We start from the raw sequence: 14,974 nt of genomic DNA on the forward strand, positions 1-14,974 counted from the left end.
AGCGAAAAAATTCCTGCGGCGCGCCGGTCAAGACCAACCGGCGGCAACCAGAAAGCATCAGGAAAGGGGCTGAGAGTGATCGCGACCACTACGAAGAAGACCGTTACGAATTCGAATCAGGCTTCATCGCAGTCGCATCCCGCCAGCCGCCAAGGCCGGTCTTTTTCCTGCACCTCATCGCTTGCGCACGCGGCGGCGCAGCGTTCGTTTTAATCCGCGGCACTCGCCGCAACATTTCCAGGACCAGGAGCTTTGCACATGCAAACCACCGACAATGTGACGACCCGGTATGAGGGATCGCCGACTGGCCAGGCTTTCGGCCAGGCACAAGGCGCTCAGGCGCTCGCGCCGCAAGCGACCTATGCCGACTACAAGGTGATCCGCCGTAATGGCAGCGTCGTGTCGTTCGAGCCGTCGAAGATTGCCATCGCCGTGACGAAGGCCTTCCTCGCCGTCAACGGTGGTCAAGGCGCGGCGTCGGCACGCGTGCGCGAACTGGTCGAGCAACTCACGCAGAACGTGGTGCGCGCGCTGTTGCGCAGCCGTCCGAACGGCGGCACGTTCCATATCGAAGACATTCAGGATCAGGTCGAACTCGCGCTCATGCGCGGCGGCGAGCACAACGTCGCGCGTGCCTACGTGCTGTATCGCGAGAAGCGCACGCAGGCGCGCGGTCACGACGAGCAGGCGGCGGCGAGCACGCCGGGCCTGAGCGTCACCGACAACGGCGTCACGCGTCCGCTCGACATGGCGGCGCTGCGCGGCATCATCGAGTCGGCTTGCGCGAATCTGGGCGACGCCGTCAGCGCCGAGCCGATCGTCGCCGAAACGGTGAAGAACCTGTACGACGGCGTGCCGATGAGCCAGGTCTACGACTCGGCCATTCTCGCCGCGCGCACGATGATCGAAAAAGATCCGGCCTACAGCCAGGTCACCGCGCGCATTCTGCTGCACACCATCCGCCGCGAGATTCTCGAAGAAGAGGTGACGCAAGCCGAAATGGGCGAGCGTTACGCCGAATACTTCCCGCAGTTCATCAAGCGCGGCGTGCAAGCGGAACTGCTCGACGACAAGCTCCTGCAGTTCGACCTGAAGCGTCTCGGCGCCGCGCTCGACGCGAACCGCGACCTGCAGTTCGGCTACCTCGGTCTGCAAACGCTGTATGACCGTTACTTCCTGCATCACGACGGCGTGCGTATCGAAATGCCTCAGGCATTCTTTATGCGTGTTGCAATGGGCTTGTCGCTGAACGAGATCGACCGTGAAGCGCGCGCCATCGAGTTTTACAACGTGCTGTCGAGCTTCGACTTCATGTCGTCCACGCCGACGCTGTTCAACTCGGGCACGCGCCGCTCGCAACTGTCGTCGTGCTATCTGACGACGGTCGACGACGATCTCGACGGCATCTACGAAGCACTGAAGGAAAACGCGCTGCTCTCGAAGTTCGCCGGCGGCCTCGGCAACGACTGGACGCGCGTGCGCGCGCTCGGCTCGCACATCAAGGGCACCAACGGCAAGTCGCAAGGCGTCGTGCCGTTCCTGAAGGTCGTCAACGACACGGCCGTGGCCGTGAACCAGGGCGGCAAGCGCAAGGGCGCGGTGTGCGCGTACCTGGAGACGTGGCACCTCGACATCGAAGAATTCCTCGAGCTGCGCAAGAACACGGGCGACGACCGTCGCCGCACGCACGACATGAACACGGCGAACTGGATTCCCGACCTGTTCATGAAGCGTGTGATGGAAGGCGGCGACTGGACGCTGTTCTCGCCGTCCACCTGCCCGGATCTGCACGACAAGTTCGGCGCGGAATTCGAGGCGGCTTACACGGCTTACGAAGACAAGGTCGCGCGCGGCGAAATCAAGCTGTTCAAGAAGATTCCGGCGGCCCAGCTGTGGCGCAAGATGCTCGGCATGCTGTTCGAAACCGGCCATCCGTGGATCACGTTCAAGGATCCGTGCAATGTGCGCTCGCCGCAACAGCACGTGGGCGTCGTGCACTCGTCGAACCTGTGCACGGAAATCACGCTGAACACGAGCGACGCCGAAATCGCCGTCTGCAACCTGGGCTCGGTGAATCTCGTCGCGCATCTGAAGGAACAGGCCGACGGCACGCTCGCACTCGACCACGACAAGCTGAAGCGCACGGTCAGCGTCGCGATGCGCATGCTCGACAACGTGATCGACATCAACTACTACGCGGTGGCGAAGGCGCGTAACTCGAACCTGAAGCACCGTCCGGTCGGCATGGGCATCATGGGCTTCCAGGACTGTCTGCATCTGCTGCGCACGCCGTACGCGTCGGAAGAAGCGGTCAAGTTCGCGGACACGTCCATGGAAGCGGTCTGCTACTACGCGTACTACGCGTCGACGGAACTCGCGCAGGAGCGCGGCCGCTACTCGAGCTACCGCGGCTCGCTGTGGGATCGCGGCATCCTCCCGCAAGACTCGGTCAAGCTGCTCGCCGAAGCGCGCGGCGGCTATGTCGAAGTGGATTCGAGCGAGTCGATGGACTGGACGGAGCTGCGTTCGCGCATCGCCACCTACGGCATGCGCAACTCGAACTGCATCGCGATCGCGCCGACGGCGACCATCTCGAACATCATCGGCGTGTCGGCCTGTATCGAGCCGACGTTCCAGAACCTGTATGTGAAGTCGAACCTGTCGGGCGAATTCACGGTCGTCAACGACTACCTGGTGCGCGACCTGAAGGCACGCGGCCTGTGGGACGAGGTGATGGTCGCCGACCTGAAGTACTTCGACGGCACGCTCTCGCGCATCGACCGCATTCCGGCCGACCTCCGCGCGATCTACGCGACCGCGTTCGAAGTCGATCCGAAGTGGCTCGTCGAAGCGGCTTCGCGCCGTCAGAAGTGGATCGACCAGGCGCAGTCGCTGAACATCTACATGGCGGGTGCATCGGGTAAGAAGCTCGACGAGATCTACAAACTCGCGTGGGTGCGCGGCCTGAAGACCACGTACTACCTCCGCACGATGGCGGCCACGCACGTCGAGAAATCGACGGTTGCTCACGGCGCGCTCAACGCGGTGAGCTCGGGCGGCGGCGAAGGTGCCGGCGGCGCTGGCGGCATCAGCGGCGGCGCGGCAGGTGGCTTCGGCGTGAGCGGCGGTGCTGGCGGCCTGCAGGCAGCAGCGGCGGCAGCGCCGGCTGTTTCAGTCGAAGCAGCGCCTGAAGCGGACGGTCCCGTGTGCATGATGCGTCCGGGCGACCCCGGCTTCGACGAGTGCGAGGCTTGCCAGTAAGCAGCGAGCAGCAGGCAGGTTCGTTGTTTGCTGACGGGTTCTAGGTAATCACCCGCATGCAGCAGCAACGAACCTCGCAGAGATGAAGCAGAAGTCATCCGACGAGCGGCGCGGCAAGCGCGATGCTGAAGCCAGCAGGAAGTGAAAGCCGCACCGCTCATCGTCGGACAGTGCAGTAGCGAAGCAACGAGTCGGCGTGTGATGAAGCGCGCAAGCCGACAGCAGACTGCAAGACCCCGGCGCTTCGGCAACGCGTCGTCAACGCTTCGGTGAACGGAGCAGGAAACCGAGCAAGCCCGCCAAGCACGCGGAGCAGGCAAGCTCGCCGGCCACATGCATCGCCCGAGGCTGCGTTGAACTTCAACTCACTCACGCGGACGAACCGGCAACGCGCAGCACGTGCAGCACATGCGGCAAGAGCACTCGCGCAATACAGATAGATAGAGCAGCGAAACGACGCTTGAACACGTTGCTCTCCGAGCTCGCGAAGTACCTCGACGACACACGTTCAACACGCCTCACATGAGGTGATGCGCACACTACGTTGAACAAAGTGTTGTATGAACGTAGCAACGCGAATCGAAAACAGGATTTTTCGCAAGCGGACTCTTTTATCGCTCGTGAAAAGATGGTACAAACCGTTCTAAATTGATGGTGACATTTATGCTCAACTGGGATGACGAGATCACTGCCGTAACTCCCTCGAGCGCTACGCAACAGAACGTGTTGCGCAACGCTGCGGGACCGGCTGTCGGTTCGCAAGTCGGAACGCGTTCCGCTCCTCATGCTCCCTCGGCTCAAGACATCTTCGCGAACGACATCGCTGTCGCTCCCGTTGCCACCGCGGCGCGTGCTGCCGGAACCGCTGCTGTTTCCGAAGCGCGGGTCAATGTCGCCGACAAGCGCATCATCAACGGCCAGACCGACGTCAATCAGTTGGTGCCGTTCAAGTACAAGTGGGCCTGGGAAAAGTATCTGGCTGGTTGCGCCAACCACTGGATGCCGCAAGAAGTGAACATGTCGCGCGACATCGCCCTCTGGAAAGACCCGAACGGTCTGACCGAAGACGAGCGCCGCATCGTCAAGCGCAACCTGGGCTTCTTCGTGACGGCCGACTCCCTCGCCGCCAACAACATCGTGCTGGGCACCTACCGCCACATCACGGCGCCCGAATGCCGCCAGTTCCTGCTGCGCCAGGCGTTCGAAGAGGCGATCCACACGCACGCATACCAGTACATCGTCGAATCGCTCGGTCTCGACGAAGGCGAAATCTTCAACGCGTATCACGAGGTTCCCTCGATCCGCGCGAAAGACGAATTCCTCATTCCGTACATCCACGTGCTGACCGATCCGGCCTTCAAGACCGGCACGCTCGAAGCAGACCAGACGTTGCTGCGCTCGCTGATCGTGTTCGCCTGTGTGATGGAAGGCCTGTTCTTCTACGTCGGCTTTACGCAAATCCTGGCGCTCGGCCGCCAGAACAAGATGACCGGCGCGGCGGAGCAGTACCAGTACATCCTGCGCGACGAGTCGATGCACTGCAACTTCGGCATCGACCTGATCAACCAGATCAAGCTCGAAAACCCGCAACTCTGGACGGCTGAATTCCGCGCGGAGATCCGCGAGATCTTCCAGCAGGCGGTCGAACTCGAATATCGTTACGCAGAAGACACGATGCCGCGCGGGGTGCTCGGCCTCAACGCGTCGATGTTCAAGAGTTATCTGCGCTTCATCTGCAACCGCCGTTGCCAGCAGATCGGTCTCGATCCGCTGTACCCGAACGAGGAAAACCCGTTCCCGTGGATGAGCGAGATGATCGACCTGAAGAAGGAGCGCAACTTCTTCGAGACGCGTGTTATCGAATATCAGACTGGCGGCGCGCTGACCTGGGAGTAAACCGGGTCCGTGCTGTGATGCATTCATCGATGGGGATGCCGTCGGCCTCCGGCTGCGGCAATTATGTTTAGGAGCTGAACCGCCTGATGCAAAGCGTGCCCCGTGCGCCGCGTGCCTTCGCGGCCCACAAACATGACCGGCACTTTGCGAACCCTTCAGTGGGATGGGCAAACTTCCCCCCGGAAAAAGCCGTCGGCGTGATCGCCGTCGGCTCGATCAAGCAATTGCCGGCGTTGAAACCCAACGCCGATGACATTTGGCGCGCGGTGCCTTCGGGCACGGCGCGCCTTACCGCATTCATTAGCGTAAGCGCGCAGCACCTGCGTACGCCGATGAATAGCCCGCTTCGTAGCGCGCGCCCTGAGAAGCGTCCGCGGGAAGCGGGTTTTGACGAAGGGTGTAGTTTGAACTGACTCTCATCTGAAAACCTGAAGGAGAAAATGATGGCAACTGCAAAGAAAGCCGCCGCTAAGAAGCCTGCAGCGAAGAAGGTCGCAGCCAAGAAGGCAGCTCCGGCGAAGAAGGCCGCACCGGCCAAGAAAGTAGCAGCGAAGAAGGCAGCGCCGGCCAAGAAGGTCGCAGCGAAGAAGGCAGCGCCGGCGAAGAAGGTTGCAGCGAAGAAGGCTGCACCGGCTAAGAAGGCCGCAGCGAAGAAGGCAGCACCGGCCAAGAAGGTAGCCGCGAAGAAGGCAGCGCCGGCCAAGAAGGCTGCAGCGAAGAAGGCAGCACCTGCCAAGAAGGCGACTGCGAAGAAGGCCGCGCCCGCGAAGAAGGCTGCTGCGAAGAAGGCCGCGCCTGCGAAGAAGGCTGCTGCAAAGAAAGCCGCGCCTGCGAAGAAGGCCGCTGCCAAGAAGGCCGCGCCTGCGAAAAAGGCTGCTGCTAAAAAAGCTGCGCCTGCCAAGAAGGCTGCTCCTGCGAAGAAGGCCGCCGCTCCTGCGAAGAAGGCTGCCCCTGCGAAGAAGGCTGTCGCCAAGAAGGCAGCGCCTGCACCCGCTGCGACTTCTGTTTCGAGCGCGCCGGCGGCGACGGTGAAGACCGCGCTGAACCCGGCAGCGGCATGGCCGTTCCCGACGGGCAGCCGTCCGTAATCGGACGACAGGCAGTAGCAGCACTTCGGCACATCGTTAGGTGTGCCGGATGACCGAGTGGCGCTTGACGCAGTCTTGCGAGCGCCACGCGGTCAGAATCCCGTTGCCGGTTTCCGGCCGCGGGATTTTTTTTCGCCGCTCGAACACGTCGAGCGTGGAGCGCGCCGTGACGCGAAAAGCGTGGGCGAAAAAAAACGCATGCACAGGGGAGGGCATGCGTGTGAGGTCGATGCGGCCGCGTCAGGCTGGCCGCTCGAGAGGGGAAAACTTAGTGCGTCACGCGCGTGACGCCGCCGCTGGAGAGCAGCCGGACGCGGTCGCCGGCGCGGAAAATTTCGCCGGTGGCGCTTTGCGTGATGGCGCGGATGTCGCCGTTGTCGAGCCGCACGGTGATTTCAAGGCCGTCGCGCACGGCGACGCTGTTCTCGACCGAATTGCCGGCCACCGCGCCCGCCAGACCGCCGATGATGCCGGTCACGATCGAGCCGCGTCCGCCGCCGATCGCGCTGCCGGCCACCGCGCCCAGTGCGCCGCCGCCGATCGCACCGAGGCCGCTCGGCTGACCGTTGTTCGAACTGATCTTGACTGCGCGCACACTGTCGACCGTGCCCATGCGGACCGTTTCCTCGCGCTGCGCCTGCGACGCCGTGTAGACGTCGGCAGAGCTGCTGTTATACGCACACCCCGACATGGCCAGCGAACCGGCAATCAAGGCGGCCACTATCAGGCGACTCGTTGTTCTCATTCCCTAACTCCAATAGCTTGCGGTATTACGGCAGGTCGTACCCGAACGCCTGCTTGAACCGTTCGTTGATCTGCGCCCGGGTGGGCGCATAATTTTGCGGACCCTGGTGTTCGATCTTCAGCGCGCCCATCAGGCTCGCGAGACGGCCGGTGGTCGCCCAGCCGAGCTTCTTTTCGATGCCGTACAGCAAACCGCCGCGGAACGCGTCGCCGCATCCGGTCGGATCGAGCACCTGTTGCGCTTTGACGGCCGGAATCTGCTCGACGCCGCCCGCGTGATGAATCTGCGCACCGTGTTCGCCGAGCGTGACGATGAGCGCTTCCACTTTGCCGGCGATCTCCTCGATGGACCAACCGGTCTTGTTGCTCACGAGCTTGGCTTCGTAATCGTTGACAGCTACGTAAGTCGCAAGTTCAATCATGCGCCGCAGTGCAGCACCGTCGAAGAGCGGCAGGCCTTGGCCCGGATCGAAAATGAACGGCACGCCGGCGGCGGCCAGATGTTCCGAATGCTGGACCATGCCGTCGTAGCCGTCCGGCGCGACGATGCCGAGCGTGATGCCCTTCGCTTCGTCAGCGCGGTTCAGATGCGACTGCATCATCGCGCCCGGATGGAACGCGGTGATCTGATTGTTCTCGAGATCGGTGGTGATCATCGCCTGCGCGGAGTAGGTGCCCGGCACGACCAGCACGTTTTCCGTGGACAACCCCAACTGCGCGAAGCGGTCCATGTAGAGTTGCGCGTCGACCTCGCCGAGCGTGCCCATGATGCGCGCGTCGCCGCCCAGCAGATTCAACGAATAGGCGATGTTGCCCGCGCAGCCGCCGAACTCGCGGCGCATGGTCGGCACGAGAAAGCTCACGTTCAGGATGTGAACCTGCTCCGGCAGGATGTGCTCCCGGAACCGGCCTTCGAAGGTCATGATGTTGTCGTAGGCGAGCGAGCCGCAAATCAGCGTAGCCAAGGCGAGCGTTCCTGTAAAAAACTGTGGAGAAATGGAAGTGACGATGTGACAGCGCCGCGCGGTGAGCGCGGCGCCGGGTCGTCCTACGCTGAAGTTTTACTTCAGCGCGGCAAGTGCAGCGTCGTAGTTCGGTTCGTTCTTGATTTCGCCGACCAGTTCCGCGTGCACGACTTTGTCGTTTTCGTCGATCACGACGACGGCGCGCGCCGTCAGACCCGTCAACGGGCCGCTCGTCACGTCGACGCCGTACGCCTGGGCGAATTCGTGGCCGCGGAAGGTCGAGGCCGTCACGACGTTTTCAATGCCTTCGGTCGTGCAGAAGCGCGAGGCGGCGAACGGCAGGTCGCCCGACACGACGATCACGGCCGTGTTGCTGAGCTTCGCGGCAGCTTCGTTGAACTTGCGGGTGGAGGTCGCGCAGGTCGGCGTGTCGAGGCTCGGGACAATGTTGAGCACCTTGCGCTTGCCGGCGAAATCGGCGAGCGACAGCGGCTTCAGGTCCTTGCCGACCAGCGAGAAAGCAGGAGCGGTCTGACCGACCGACGGGAACGTGCCGGCTACTTCAATCGGGTTACCACCCAGCGTGACTTGACTCATGTTGTTGTGCTCCGAAAGTTCGTCAGTGATGACGGTGAACGCGCCCGGTTCGAGCCGGGCACGCGGGGATGCGTTACGGATAGAAAATCTGTACGCGGAAATTCGAGGCGACCGCGTTGCCGGTGTCGAGGCGCACGATCATGGTTTGCGTCATGTGCGGCGGCAGGCCGGCCGCGATCGGCGTGCCGGGCGGCACGTAGTCTTGCGGAAAGAGCACGCGGCGCAGCGCAATGTTGTTCTGGTCGTCGAGCAGCGTGAGTTCGATTGCCGGATAGGCGAGCGCGACGTTGAAGCGGTTGCGCAGCGGCATGCGCAACTCGAGCTTGTGCGGCCCGTCGACCTGGCGCAGATCGGACGGCTCGACCTGAAGACCGTCGATGTCGTGCGGCGCCGTGATCTGGCAGCCGAGCTGCGCGCATGCCTTCGCGTACAACGCCTGCGTGCTCGGCAGATAGACGAGCACGGTTTCGCGCTGCCACCACGCGAGCTGCGCAAGCAGGGCGATCACGAGCAGTCCCGCCGCCACCGATCCGCCGATGATCCACGCAAGACGCCGCGGCTCGGCCGGACGCGTTTCGCGCACCACCGGAAACGGATCGGCGTCGTCGTTCACGGGGTTCACCGAGAACGGCTCGCCGCCCGGCGTCGCAGCCGCACGTGCCGGTCCGCGCAGGTCCGGATCGTCCAGATGCGGATGCGGATGCGTCGTGCCGAGGCCGGCCGCACCTACGCCGGTGGTACCGAAATGCGGTTCGTTGTCGGGAAATCCGTGGAAGCTCGTCGGTTCATTGAACACCGGTTCGTCGGCCGGAGAGCCAGCGGGGCGCTCCGTTTTATGCCAGACGCGCGGAGCTTCGTCGGCGGGCGGCCTGCTGGGTGGTTCGCTTATCGGCGCGTTTATCGGCTTGCTGGTTGGTTCGCGTGTTGGCTCGCGCCTTGGCTCACTCGCGGGCTCTTCCTCGTACGCGAACGGTTCGAGCGGCGCGTCCGCAAGCACGGGCTCGTGGTCGGGCCGAGCTGCGGCACCTGAAGCGCCTGATGCACCTGACGCACCGGCGGACAACTCCGGACCGGCTGCCGCGTGGCCCGGCGCCGCGGGCGTGGGGGCGTCGGTGTAGCGCGGCCCGGCTGAAACGTTCTCCGCGTTATGACGGAAGCGTTCCTCGAAAAGCGGCGTGGGCCGGGGCGCCCAGGGATCCCACGCGGCGGGGCTGAAGTCGGCGCCGCTCGGCCGCGTGCCGGAAAGCGCCTCCATGGCCGCCGCGGCGGACACGTGTCTGGCAGTGGAAAAGTCGCCGCCTTCGCTGATGTCGTAAAGGCTGCCGGACGCGTCGAATACTTCGTGGCATTGCCCGCAACGCACGAGGCCGCGACGCAGCGCGAGCTGCGTGGGTTGCAGGCGGAAAACGGTTTGGCAGAAGGGGCAGCGCGTCGCCAGAAGCATATTGAGCCGGTTAGCCGCGAGGCTGTTGGTTGGACAATACGCCTTATTCTAATGGCTTTCGCGGCGCGTTCCCGTTAAGCATACCCAGCCTTCGTGTTCGCGCCATACGCCGATGTCGATCCAGCGCGCGTACACCTGCGCGACCTCGTCGGCTTGTCGCGCCAGGATGCCCGACAGTGCGATGCGGCCGCCCGGCTTGACCTTCGACGACAGCATCGAGGCCATCAGTTTGAGCGGATTGGACAGGATATTGGCGACCACGATCTCGAATTCGCCGGCCGGACAGGCGTCGGGCAAGCCGTAGGTGACTTCCGCGCGGTTGCGCTCGCTGTTGTGACGCGCGGACTCGACAGCCTGCGGGTCGATGTCGATGCCGAACACCGGATCGGCGCCGCATTTTTTCGCGAGAATCGCGAGGATGCCCGAGCCGCAGCCGTAGTCGAGCACCGATTGTCCCGGCTGCACGGCTTGCTCCAGCCATTCCATGCAAAGACGGGTGGTCGGATGGCTGCCCGTGCCGAAGGCGAGGCCGGGATCGAGTTCGAGCACCAGCGCGTTCGGGTCCGGCGCGTCATGCCACGACGGCACCACCCAGATGCGCTCGCCAATCGGAATCGGATCGAATTGCGACTGCGTGAGCCGCACCCAGTCCTGTTCCTCGACTTCGCGCACGCTGAAGGGCGGCGCCTCGGCGAGGCCGATTTCGTTCGACGCGGCGGCAAGCAACACCGCCGGCTCGTGCTCCGGCGCGAGCAAGGCGATCACGCGCGAGCGCTGCCACGCGGTGCGTTCGGGCGTGAGGCCGGGCTCGCCGAAGAGCGGTTGCTCGTCGGGCGTGTCGGCGTCCGCATCTTCGACGGACACGGACAGCGCGCCCAACTCGAGCAGCGCGTCCGACAGTTCCTCCGCGTGCTCGCGTGCCAGTTCGGCGACCAGTTCCCGGTAACTCATGACTTACGCTTCTTCCGGCGCGGCCTGCTGCTTCGCGGCCAACCGGTTTTCGAGGTAGTGAATGCTCGTGCCGCCTTCGACGAACTTCGCATCCAGCATCAATTCGCGATGCAGCGGGATGTTCGTCTGAATGCCTTCCACGACCATTTCGGACAGCGCAATGCGCATCCGCTTGATCGCCTGCTCGCGCGTCGCGCCGTAAGCGATCAGCTTGCCGATCATCGAATCATAGTTCGGCGGCACGAAATAGCCATTGTAGGCATGCGAATCGACGCGAATGCCGGGGCCGCCCGGCATGTGCCACGACGTCAAACGTCCCGGCGACGGAATGAACTTGAACGGATCTTCAGCGTTGATCCGGCATTCGATGGCATGGCCCTTGAACACGATGTCGCGCTGACGGAAGGCGAGCTTTTCGCCGGCCGCAATGCGGATCTGTTCCTGCACGATGTCGACGCCCGTGATGAGTTCCGTCACCGGATGCTCGACCTGCACGCGCGTGTTCATCTCGATGAAGTAGAACTCGCCGTTTTCGTACAGGAACTCGAACGTACCGGCGCCAAGATAGCCCATCTTCTTGCAGGCGTCCGCGCAACGATCGCCGATGCGGTCGATCAGACGGCGCGCGATACCCGGCGCCGGCGCTTCTTCGATCACTTTCTGGTGACGGCGTTGCATCGAGCAGTCGCGCTCGCCGAGCCAGATTGCGTTCTTGAACGAATCGGACAGCACCTGAATTTCGATGTGCCGCGGGTTCTCCAGGAATTTCTCCATGTAGACCTGCGGATTGCCGAACGCACGGCCCGCTTCTTCGCGCGTCATATTGACCGCGTTGACGAGCGCCGCTTCCGTGTGGACGACTCGCATGCCGCGGCCGCCGCCGCCGCCCGCCGCCTTGATGATCACCGGGTAGCCGATCTGGCGGGCAATTTTCACGACTTCCTTCGGATCGTCGGGCAACGCGCCTTCCGAACCGGGCACGCAGGGCACGCCGGTCTTGATCATGGTCTGCTTCGCCGTGACCTTGTCGCCCATCATGCGGATGGTTTCCGGACGCGGGCCGATGAAGGTGAAGCCGGACTGCTCGACACGCTCGGCAAAGTCGGCGTTTTCGGACAGGAAGCCGTAGCCGGGGTGAATCGCTTCGGCGTCCGTGACTTCCGCCGCGCTGATCAGCGCCGGCATGTTCAGGTAGCTCAGATTGGAGGGCGCCGGGCCGATGCAGACCGCCTCGTCGGCGAGCTTGACGTACTTGGCTTCCTTGTCGGCTTCCGAATAGACGACGACCGTCTTGACGCCGAGTTCGCGGCAGGCGCGCTGGATGCGAAGGGCGATCTCGCCACGATTGGCAATAAGGATTTTTTCAAACATAGCGGGTTTTCGACTCATCAGTGGGCGCCGGGTCGTTCACAACACCGGCTGCCTCAGAGGATCGGGCGCGCGCTCCGTGCAACGGAGCGGGCTCGTGCACGGGCGCGCGGGCGGCATGCACGCGAAAGGCGATGCGCGCCGCGTTTAACCGACCACGAACAGCGGCTGGCCGTATTCCACTGCCTGGCCGTTTTCGACGAGGATTTCCTTCACGACGCCGGACTTGTCCGACTCGATTTCGTTCAGCAGTTTCATTGCTTCGATAATGCAGATCGTCTGGCCTTCCTTGACCGTGTCGCCGACCTGCACGAACGGATCAGCACCCGGCGACGGCGCACGGTAGAACGTGCCGACCATCGGCGACGTCACGACGTGGCCTTGCGGAGCAGCGGCGGCCGGGGTGGCCGGTGCGCCTGCTGCGGCGGCTGCGGGCAGTGCTTCGCCGCCGTTGGCGGGCGCGGCTTGCGCGAACGGCTGCGGCGCGTACGAGGCGGACGGTTGCACGTAAACCGGCGGCGCATTCTTGACGATGCGGACCTTGCCTTCGCCCTCGGTCACTTCGAGTTCGGAAATACCCGACTCCGAGACGAGGTCGATCAGAGTTTTCAGTTTACGTAGATCCATCAGGAAGCCCCTTTCAATGCGTGGATGCCGGCGCGCGTGCGGCCGGCGCAATTAGACGTGTTGTTGATTCAGACGCGCGACGAGCCGGCGGCGAGCCGGTCGAGCGCGAACTCCAGTGCGTACAGATAGCCCTTCCAGCCGAGGCCGCAGATCACGCCCTCCGCCTGGTCGGAGAAATACGAGTGATGCCGGAACGGTTCGCGACGATGCACGTTCGACAGATGAATCTCCACGAACGGAATGCCGACGCCCGCCAGTGCGTCCCGGATCGCCACGCTCGTGTGCGTGTACGCGGCCGGGTTGATCAGAATGAAATCGGTTTTTTCAGTTCGCGCGGATTGAATGCGATCGACGAGCGCGCCTTCGTGATTGCTCTGGAACGACGCGAGCTCGACGCCGGCGTCGGCCGCGCGGTCGGCGAGCGCCTGATCGATCTGCGGGAGAGTCACGCGGCCGTAGACCTCGGGTTCCCGGGTGCCGAGAAGATTGAGGTTGGGGCCGTGCAGTACCAGCAGTCGCGTCATGGTCGCTTCTTTTTCCGTGGAATTGGGCGCACTTTAGCGCTGATTAGAGAAACTTGTCTAGTTTCATGCACGGACGAAGCACCGCAAGCCGGTTTTTGGCGTCTTGGCGGCGGTCCAACTTCTACGAATTGCTACCGATTTGTGCCGAATTTCGCTCGTTCCAGCAGCAAACCAACGTGAAAAGATTGTGAAATCTAGAGCGCGTCGAGGGTTTGTTTCAGTATTTTTGGATCGATCTGGCCCAATTTTGTCGAACGGATATTGCCGTTTGCGTCGATCACGACGGTGAACGGCAGGCCGCCCGCCGTGTTGCCGAAGGCTCGCGCGAGATCGGCCCCGCCAAAACCGGTTACGTACACTGGATAGGCCACTTTGACCTTCTGCAGGAAAGTCTGGACGTTTTTCTCCGAATCCACGCCAAGTCCTACGAACTGGATCCCTTTGTTCGCATAGTCGCGCTGGAGCTGCGACAGCGCCGGCATTTCCTCGACACACGGGCCGCACCAGGAGGCCCAGAAGTTGACGACGATTGGACGTCCTTTGAACACAGTTAGCGATTCAGGCTTGCCGTCGGCCGTCGTCACCGGCGCCGCCCAGAACTGCGCGACGGCGCTTTCCCTGGAGGCCGGTTGCGCGCCGTGCGCGACTTCGCTGACGCCGTCGTTGTCGCTCCGGCTGTGTGCATTGCCGTTCAGCCAGTGATGAGCCAGCACGCCACTCGCGGCAGCGATCACGGCGACGACCGCGCCGAACAGAATACGTCTCAAGTTCATGATGCGAATTAATTAGTGGAAGGAGCGACGCCGCTGCCGTCGAGAAGCGACTGGACCGCCTGCAGGTTCGCGCGCGCCGTGCGTCCGCGTGCATCGGCCTTCACTGCGCCGCGGAGGTCGTCCGATTCGTACAGCGCGACGTGCACCCCGACGGGTTCGGAGTCGCGCCCTTCGCTCGCCGGCCGCCACAGGAAGCTGAGCGTTTCGACGTAGCCGCGCCCAGCAAAGTGGCGCGTTTCCGACACGTCGTACTGAATATTCGCGTTCAGAAAGTAGATGGCGACTTCTTTCGGGTTGTCGCAGAACACCTGAAGATGGATGTCGGAATGTTCCCCCGCCGTGCCGCCGAGCACGGCGCCCGTCAGATACGGGTTGAACGGCGCGAGCCGCTCCATCCATTCCACTGCGATACGGCGCAGACGCCGCAGCAACGCCGGTTGACTGTCGCCTTGAAAGATCGACTGATATTCGCGGATTTCTTCCTCGATCTGGTCGTTATCCGGCAGCCATTCCCCCGCGACGCGGCTTTCCCCCACGACCTGCCGGGCCGCCTTGCGCTTGGCCGTGGCATAGTCGAGACCGTCTTCCGCGATGAGGCGCGCAGCCGCGATGGCGATTTCTTCACGCACGCGCTGCGGATCAAAATGTGATTTGCGAACCATCCGTCCATCATACTAGAGATTGATGACAGCCCTTTCTGGCGGCTCGGAGCGGCTGCCCGCGGCGCTCGCGGCGG

Annotated in this window: 14 protein-coding genes; 4 read left to right on the forward strand and 10 right to left on the reverse strand. The window is 63.2% G+C overall.

Annotated features, from left to right (window positions below):
• Window positions 1-258 precede the first annotated feature (258 nt).
• The 4 genes from ACEN8U_RS16230 (at window position 259) to ACEN8U_RS16245 (ending at window position 6,245) form a co-directional block, all read left to right on the forward strand.
• Window positions 259-3,261 carry a ribonucleoside-diphosphate reductase subunit alpha gene (locus tag ACEN8U_RS16230; protein WP_015003787.1) on the forward strand — a complete coding sequence of 1,001 codons (3,003 nt, stop codon included), beginning with the start codon at window positions 259-261 and terminating at the stop codon, window positions 3,259-3,261.
• A 663-nt stretch (window positions 3,262-3,924) separates the two neighbouring features.
• The gene (locus ACEN8U_RS16235) at window positions 3,925-5,157 is read left to right on the forward strand and encodes a ribonucleotide-diphosphate reductase subunit beta (protein WP_028362445.1); all 1,233 of its coding nucleotides are present in this window, start codon (window positions 3,925-3,927) and stop codon (window positions 5,155-5,157) included.
• Window positions 5,158-5,243: 86 nt separating this feature from the next.
• The gene (locus tag ACEN8U_RS16240; RefSeq protein ID WP_013589659.1) at window positions 5,244-5,570 is read left to right on the forward strand and encodes a hypothetical protein; all 327 of its coding nucleotides are present in this window, start codon (window positions 5,244-5,246) and stop codon (window positions 5,568-5,570) included.
• A 30-nt stretch (window positions 5,571-5,600) separates the two neighbouring features.
• A complete protein-coding gene (locus tag ACEN8U_RS16245; RefSeq protein WP_013589658.1) occupies window positions 5,601-6,245 on the forward strand; it encodes a histone H1-like DNA-binding protein in 645 nt (214 codons plus the stop codon).
• A 268-nt stretch (window positions 6,246-6,513) separates the two neighbouring features.
• Here the strand turns inward: ACEN8U_RS16245 and ACEN8U_RS16250 are convergent, their stop codons facing one another.
• From ACEN8U_RS16250 to ACEN8U_RS16295, 10 genes are all read right to left on the reverse strand, one after another.
• The gene (locus tag ACEN8U_RS16250) at window positions 6,514-6,990 is read right to left on the reverse strand and encodes a glycine zipper 2TM domain-containing protein (protein WP_013589657.1); all 477 of its coding nucleotides are present in this window, start codon (window positions 6,988-6,990) and stop codon (window positions 6,514-6,516) included.
• Between the two features lie 25 nt (window positions 6,991-7,015).
• Entirely contained in the window at window positions 7,016-7,954 is a 939-nt protein-coding gene (locus ACEN8U_RS16255; protein ID WP_015003782.1) for a carbohydrate kinase family protein, read from the reverse strand.
• Between the two features lie 96 nt (window positions 7,955-8,050).
• The gene (tpx, locus tag ACEN8U_RS16260) at window positions 8,051-8,551 is read right to left on the reverse strand and encodes a thiol peroxidase (protein ID WP_013589655.1); all 501 of its coding nucleotides are present in this window, start codon (window positions 8,549-8,551) and stop codon (window positions 8,051-8,053) included.
• Between the two features lie 73 nt (window positions 8,552-8,624).
• A complete protein-coding gene (locus tag ACEN8U_RS16265) occupies window positions 8,625-9,995 on the reverse strand; it encodes a DUF3426 domain-containing protein (RefSeq protein ID WP_015003781.1) in 1,371 nt (456 codons plus the stop codon).
• Between the two features lie 48 nt (window positions 9,996-10,043).
• Window positions 10,044-10,946 carry a 50S ribosomal protein L11 methyltransferase gene (gene prmA, locus ACEN8U_RS16270; RefSeq protein WP_015003780.1) on the reverse strand — a complete coding sequence of 301 codons (903 nt, stop codon included), beginning with the start codon at window positions 10,944-10,946 and terminating at the stop codon, window positions 10,044-10,046.
• A gap of 3 nt (window positions 10,947-10,949) precedes the next feature.
• Window positions 10,950-12,317: an acetyl-CoA carboxylase biotin carboxylase subunit gene (accC, locus tag ACEN8U_RS16275; protein WP_013589652.1), complete on the reverse strand. Its 1,368-nt coding sequence runs from the start codon at window positions 12,315-12,317 to the stop codon at window positions 10,950-10,952.
• A 144-nt stretch (window positions 12,318-12,461) separates the two neighbouring features.
• The gene (gene accB, locus ACEN8U_RS16280; protein WP_015003779.1) at window positions 12,462-12,941 is read right to left on the reverse strand and encodes an acetyl-CoA carboxylase biotin carboxyl carrier protein; all 480 of its coding nucleotides are present in this window, start codon (window positions 12,939-12,941) and stop codon (window positions 12,462-12,464) included.
• A 68-nt stretch (window positions 12,942-13,009) separates the two neighbouring features.
• A complete protein-coding gene (gene aroQ / locus ACEN8U_RS16285; RefSeq protein WP_015003778.1) occupies window positions 13,010-13,465 on the reverse strand; it encodes a type II 3-dehydroquinate dehydratase in 456 nt (151 codons plus the stop codon).
• Between the two features lie 194 nt (window positions 13,466-13,659).
• A complete protein-coding gene (locus ACEN8U_RS16290) occupies window positions 13,660-14,238 on the reverse strand; it encodes a TlpA family protein disulfide reductase (RefSeq protein WP_015003777.1) in 579 nt (192 codons plus the stop codon).
• An 8-nt stretch (window positions 14,239-14,246) separates the two neighbouring features.
• Window positions 14,247-14,900 carry a hypothetical protein gene (locus tag ACEN8U_RS16295; protein ID WP_015003776.1) on the reverse strand — a complete coding sequence of 218 codons (654 nt, stop codon included), beginning with the start codon at window positions 14,898-14,900 and terminating at the stop codon, window positions 14,247-14,249.
• Window positions 14,901-14,974 lie beyond the last annotated feature (74 nt).

It is taken from the genome of Paraburkholderia phenoliruptrix (assembly GCF_047325075.1).
GTDB classification, from domain to species: Bacteria; Pseudomonadota; Gammaproteobacteria; order Burkholderiales; family Burkholderiaceae; genus Paraburkholderia; species Paraburkholderia phenoliruptrix.

Excerpts from the sequence above, each read along its gene's own strand:
- aroQ (WP_015003778.1), bottom strand. The coding sequence starts at position 13,465 with ATGACGCGACTGCTGGTACTGCACGGCCCCAACCTCAATCTTCTCGGC.
- prmA (WP_015003780.1), bottom strand. The coding sequence starts at position 10,946 with ATGAGTTACCGGGAACTGGTCGCCGAACTGGCACGCGAGCACGCGGAG.
- accC (WP_013589652.1), bottom strand. The coding sequence starts at position 12,317 with ATGTTTGAAAAAATCCTTATTGCCAATCGTGGCGAGATCGCCCTTCGC.
- ACEN8U_RS16290 (WP_015003777.1), bottom strand. The coding sequence starts at position 14,238 with ATGAACTTGAGACGTATTCTGTTCGGCGCGGTCGTCGCCGTGATCGCT.
- accB (WP_015003779.1), bottom strand. The coding sequence starts at position 12,941 with ATGGATCTACGTAAACTGAAAACTCTGATCGACCTCGTCTCGGAGTCG.
- ACEN8U_RS16245 (WP_013589658.1), top strand. The coding sequence starts at position 5,601 with ATGGCAACTGCAAAGAAAGCCGCCGCTAAGAAGCCTGCAGCGAAGAAG.
- tpx (WP_013589655.1), bottom strand. The coding sequence starts at position 8,551 with ATGAGTCAAGTCACGCTGGGTGGTAACCCGATTGAAGTAGCCGGCACG.
- ACEN8U_RS16295 (WP_015003776.1), bottom strand. The coding sequence starts at position 14,900 with ATGGTTCGCAAATCACATTTTGATCCGCAGCGCGTGCGTGAAGAAATC.
- ACEN8U_RS16240 (WP_013589659.1), top strand. The coding sequence starts at position 5,244 with ATGCAAAGCGTGCCCCGTGCGCCGCGTGCCTTCGCGGCCCACAAACAT.
- ACEN8U_RS16235 (WP_028362445.1), top strand. The coding sequence starts at position 3,925 with ATGCTCAACTGGGATGACGAGATCACTGCCGTAACTCCCTCGAGCGCT.
- ACEN8U_RS16250 (WP_013589657.1), bottom strand. The coding sequence starts at position 6,990 with ATGAGAACAACGAGTCGCCTGATAGTGGCCGCCTTGATTGCCGGTTCG.
- ACEN8U_RS16265 (WP_015003781.1), bottom strand. The coding sequence starts at position 9,995 with ATGCTTCTGGCGACGCGCTGCCCCTTCTGCCAAACCGTTTTCCGCCTG.
- ACEN8U_RS16230 (WP_015003787.1), top strand. The coding sequence starts at position 259 with ATGCAAACCACCGACAATGTGACGACCCGGTATGAGGGATCGCCGACT.